Source organism: Promicromonospora kroppenstedtii DSM 19349 (assembly GCF_000515355.1).
Lineage (GTDB): Bacteria > Actinomycetota > Actinomycetes > Actinomycetales > Cellulomonadaceae > Promicromonospora > Promicromonospora kroppenstedtii.
In genome coordinates this window covers 143,364-148,496 of the sequence record NZ_KI911710.1, presented here as the reverse complement: position 1 = coordinate 148,496, position 5,133 = coordinate 143,364, and the positions used below count along the sequence as shown (strand labels likewise).

Here is a 5,133-nt window from a genome sequence, read left to right as displayed (position 1 = left end):
ATGGCTAGATCACTTCGCTTCGGGTCTAGACCCGGCGACTCAAACGCCCTATTCGGACTCGCTTTCGCTACGGATACCCCACACGGGTTAACCTCGCCACCGAGCACTAACTCGCAGGCTCATTCTTCAAAAGGCACGCCGTCACCCCTACCAAGGAGGCTCCGACGGATTGTAGGCACACGGTTTCAGGTACTATTTCACTCCCCTCCCGGGGTACTTTTCACCTTTCCCTCACGGTACTTGTCCGCTATCGGTCACTAGGTAGTATTTAGGCTTAGCAAGTGGTCTTGCCAGATTCACACGAGATTTCACGGGCCCCGTGCTACTTGGGATCCCCTCCACCAGGCCGCACCATTTCGTCTACGGGACTCCCACCCACTACGGTCCGGTATTCAACCCGGTTCGACTATGACACGACTTTCTTACTGGCTACCAGACTGTCAGATCTGGTCAGAAGGTCCCACAACCCCGCACACGCAACGCCTGACAGCTTGACACGCATACGGTTTGGCCTCATCCGCTTTCGCTCGCCACTACTCACGGAATATCTCTTCCTGTCGGTACTGAGATGTTTCACTTCCCGACGTTCCCTCCACACGCCCTATACATTCAGGCGCGGGTAACCGAACATGACTTCGGCTGGGTTCCCCCATTCGGAGACCCTCGGATCACAGCTCGTCTGCCAACTCCCCGAGGATTATCGCAGGCTACAACGTCCTTCTTCGGCTCCTAGTGCCAAGGCATCCACCAATGTGCCCTTAAAAACTTCAGCAACACTACAATCACAGAAACCAAGACAACATGTCCTGACAAGCAGAACAGTCTTGGAAAAATTCAAAGATGCTCGCGTCCACTATGCAGTTCTCAAGCAACGGACGAACCCACCCAGGCGATCCGTACACACCAACACCGGCAAGCCGGCTGATCTGCGTACGACCCGGTGACCCGTGTCCTCCAGAAACACTCAACCCCTCACCCACCATGCTCACCAGGAGCAGGCGTGCGAGGCAGCCGGTTGCCTCAGGACCCAACAGTGTGCTTGGCGAACCCCCACGACCCGTACCACCACGTTCCTACCAACCCACAAGGAGCCGGCGTACTAGCAGCAGTCACCGGTCAGGTGACTCTTCGTCAATGTTCCACCCATGAGCAACCACCCCAGACGCGTACGGCCTGGGCCTGGCCTCTGCCACCAGCACCAGCATCACTCCGAAGAGCGACCCCACAGGGTCAGCCGGCAACCCCCGGTATCCGGGGCCTGATGGAGATGAGCTCCTTAGAAAGGAGGTGATCCAGCCGCACCTTCCGGTACGGCTACCTTGTTACGACTTAGTCCCAATCGCCAGTCCCACCTTCGACCACTCCCTCCCACAAGGGGTTGGGCCGTGAGCTTCGGGTGTTACCAACTTTCGTGACTTGACGGGCGGTGTGTACAAGGCCCGGGAACGTATTCACCGCAGCGTTGCTGATCTGCGATTACTAGCGACTCCGACTTCACGGGGTCGAGTTGCAGACCCCGATCCGAACTGAGACCGGCTTTTTGGGATTCGCTCCACCTCACGGTATCGCAGCCCTCTGTACCGGCCATTGTAGCATGCGTGAAGCCCAAGACATAAGGGGCATGATGATTTGACGTCATCCCCACCTTCCTCCGAGTTGACCCCGGCAGTCTCCCATGAGTCCCCGGCATAACCCGCTGGCAACATAGGATAAGGGTTGCGCTCGTTGCGGGACTTAACCCAACATCTCACGACACGAGCTGACGACAACCATGCACCACCTGTGTACGAGTGTCCAAAGAGAACCCCATCTCTGGGGCTTTCTCGTACATGTCAAGCCTTGGTAAGGTTCTTCGCGTTGCATCGAATTAATCCGCATGCTCCGCCGCTTGTGCGGGCCCCCGTCAATTCCTTTGAGTTTTAGCCTTGCGGCCGTACTCCCCAGGCGGGGCACTTAATGCGTTAGCTACGGCACAGAACGAGTGGAACCCGCCCCACACCTAGTGCCCAACGTTTACGGCATGGACTACCAGGGTATCTAATCCTGTTCGCTCCCCATGCTTTCGCTCCTCAGCGTCAGTAACTGCCCAGAGACCTGCCTTCGCCATCGGTGTTCCTCCTGATATCTGCGCATTCCACCGCTACACCAGGAATTCCAGTCTCCCCTACAGCACTCTAGTCTGCCCGTACCCGATGCAAGCTCACAGTTGAGCCATGAGATTTCACACCAGACGCGACAGACCGCCTACGAGCTCTTTACGCCCAATAATTCCGGACAACGCTTGCGCCCTACGTATTACCGCGGCTGCTGGCACGTAGTTAGCCGGCGCTTCTTCTGCAGGTACCGTCACTTGCGCTTCTTCCCTGCTGAAAGAGGTTTACAACCCGAAGGCCGTCATCCCTCACGTGGCGTCGCTGCATCAGGCTTTCGCCCATTGTGCAATATTCCCCACTGCTGCCTCCCGTAGGAGTCTGGGCCGTGTCTCAGTCCCAGTGTGGCCGGTCGCCCTCTCAGGCCGGCTACCCGTCGACGCCTTGGTAGGCCATTACCCCACCAACAAGCTGATAGGCCGCGAGCCCATCCCCCACCGAAAAACTTTCCAACACCCACCATGCGGCAGGCGCTCGTATCCGGTATTAGACCTCGTTTCCAAGGCTTATCCCGAAGTGGAGGGCAGGTTGCTCACGTGTTACTCACCCGTTCGCCACTGATCCACCCAGCAAGCTGGGCTTCACCGTTCGACTTGCATGTGTTAAGCACGCCACCAGCGTTCGTCCTGAGCCAGGATCAAACTCTCCGTAAAAGAGAAACATCCACACCCACTCACGTGAGCGCGAACAATGATACTGGCCAGATCAAAACCAAAACTGGTTTATAGTTGATCCGATCCAAAAACGACCCCATCATCCCCGTCCACACCACCATGTGATGATGCGACCTGAAACAAGAGAGTCAAATGATTGGCATTGACTATCAAGCACACTGTTGAGTTCTCAAACAACCGACGCACACCGTCAGACCTGCGACCCTTTTCCGTTCGCATCCCTGTCCGGGGCAGTTCCTTAACCTTACCAGATTCTTTCGGCCGATCAAATTCGCTTCGGTTTCTGAAAACCGGAAGGAATTACAACCCGCCTGCCGAAAATGGCGACCCTATCGACCGGTTCCGGGGATCACAAAGTTCCTCAGATCCTGCGATGTAGGTTTCAACCCCGGCGCGGCCACCCGGTCCCTTTCGGGCCCCGTGTCCGTCTGCCCGTCGGGCTGACCTGGAGAACATTACACACGATCCCGCGAACGCGCCAACTCAGCGGGAGTGGCCTGGCGCACATGACGTTTCCGCAGGTCAGGGCCCGTTTGAACGGGTCCTTGCGCCACCTGGGACGGTACTTGTGACCGGGGCCACGCCACATGACGCACAGGTTCCCCGGATGCGCACCTCGACGGAGGTTTGTTACCCCGTTCCGCGCCGGCTCTTTCCGCTCTCCCACCCGGGCACCCGTGAGAGCGCGTACTACGTTCGTGCCGTGACCCCTGAGTACTCACCGGCGCCGGACGCCGGCAGCGGCGCCGCCCGACACACCTCCATCGGCGTCGTGCGCCGTGCGACCGTTGACGACGCGGCCGAGGCCGCCTGGCTCGCCGCCCTCACCTTTCCCCTGGCCTGCCCGCCCGGCACCCCGGTGTCCGACATGGCCGTCCACATCGCGCACAAGCTGACCCCCGGGCACTTCCGCGAGTGGGCCACCAGCGCGGAGCACGCGCTGCTCGTGCACGACGACGGCACGCGCCTGCTCGGCTACGCGCTCCTCGTGCTGGGTACGCCCGGCAGCGCTGCGGAGACCGCCGCCGTCCGCGCCGCGAGCGGGCGCGAGGCGCCGTACGTCGAGCTGTCCAAGATCTACGTGCATCCCGACGTCCTCGGCGGCGGGGTGGCCGGCGCCCTCATGCGGGGAGCCGTCGAGGCCGCGGCCGAGCTCGGCCCGGGCCTCCCCCTCTGGCTCGGTACCAACGCGCGCAACGAGCGCGCCCAGGCGTTCTATCGCAAGAGCGGGTTCGCGGTGGTCGGGAGGCGCACCATGCGGGTGGGCGATCTGGACCACGACGACGTCGTGCTGCTGCGTACCGAGGCGTAGGCCGCCAGCAGCCCGGAGCAGAAAGGTGTGGCCGGCGCCCTCCGGCGTCGGCCACACCCCACCTACCCTGGCTTTGCGCGCCGGATCAGCAGCGCTTGGCGCGCAGCGACCGGATCTCGACGTACGACCGCTCGGCGTTGCCGAACGAGTCGACCGGGAAGCCCGGCGCGGCCACCGAGGCGGCGTTGTCCTGCTCCCAGATGCCGTGCCGCCGGCCCGAGCCCGCGAGCGCCGACAGGAACTCGGTGTACGGCAGGTCGCCGGCTCCGAACTCCACGATGTCGTAGCCCCCGGTGTTCGCCGGGTTCGCGTCGCCGTCCTTGAGGTGCAGGAGCGGGTAGCGGTGCGGGTCGCGCTTGACGTAGTCCACCGGCTCGAAGCCCGGGTAGCGGTGCTGCCCCACGAACGCCCAGTAGACGTCCATCTCGAGGAAGACCTTCCTCGGGTCGGTGTTGTCGTAGAAGACGTCGTAGAGCCGCACGTCGGGGTTGTCGGTGGCGAAGCCGAACTCCCCGTCGTGGTTGTGCTGGTAGAACTTCAGGCCGCGGGCGGACGCCGCCGCGCCGAAGCCGTTGAACTGGTCGGCGGCGGCGAGGTAGCCGGCGACCGTGCGGTTGCTGGTGGGCGCCTGCGCGGTGCCCACGTGCTCCATGCCGAGGGTCTCGGCGATGTCGAGCTCCTGCTCCATGTTGTTGGCGAAGTCGGAGATCCCGCGGTGGGATCCCACGGCGCGCAGGCCGTTGTCATCGAGCAGCTGCCGGATCTCCTGCGGGGTGATCGCCCCGACCTGGCCCTGCGTGTAGCCGGCGAACTCGACCTCGGCGTAGCCCATGTCGGCCAGCCGCTCGAAGACGGTGCGGAACCCGAGCGAGGAGACCTTGTCCCGGATCGAGTACAGCTGGATGCCGATGTGGCCCGCGGGCACGAGCACCCGGCCCCCGCCCTTGCCGGCGGCGGCCCCGGTCGTCGCTGCCGGGGCGAGCGTCGCCGCGGCGGC

At 62.3% G+C, this 5,133-nt stretch carries 2 protein-coding genes, 1 rRNA gene and 2 other annotated features; of the genes, 1 reads left to right on the top strand and 2 read right to left on the bottom strand.

Annotation, left to right across the window (positions count from 1 at the left end):
* Positions 1-30: 30 nt before the first annotated feature.
* Positions 31-104, bottom strand: a sequence feature (23S ribosomal RNA rRNA prediction is too short).
* A gap of 69 nt (positions 105-173) precedes the next feature.
* Positions 174-758: a sequence feature (23S ribosomal RNA rRNA prediction is too short), on the bottom strand.
* A gap of 522 nt (positions 759-1,280) precedes the next feature.
* Positions 1,281-2,803 (bottom strand): 16S ribosomal RNA (locus tag PROKR_RS20015).
* A 628-nt stretch (positions 2,804-3,431) separates the two neighbouring features.
* Here PROKR_RS20015 and PROKR_RS20010 point away from each other — a divergent pair.
* Positions 3,432-4,136 (top strand): GNAT family N-acetyltransferase, encoded by a 705-nt coding sequence (locus tag PROKR_RS20010; protein WP_245605897.1) that lies wholly within the window; start codon positions 3,432-3,434, stop codon positions 4,134-4,136.
* An 85-nt stretch (positions 4,137-4,221) separates the two neighbouring features.
* Here the strand turns inward: PROKR_RS20010 and PROKR_RS20005 are convergent.
* Positions 4,222-5,133: sugar phosphate isomerase/epimerase family protein (locus tag PROKR_RS20005; protein ID WP_036966231.1), on the bottom strand; the 912-nt coding region annotated here is incomplete at its 5' end.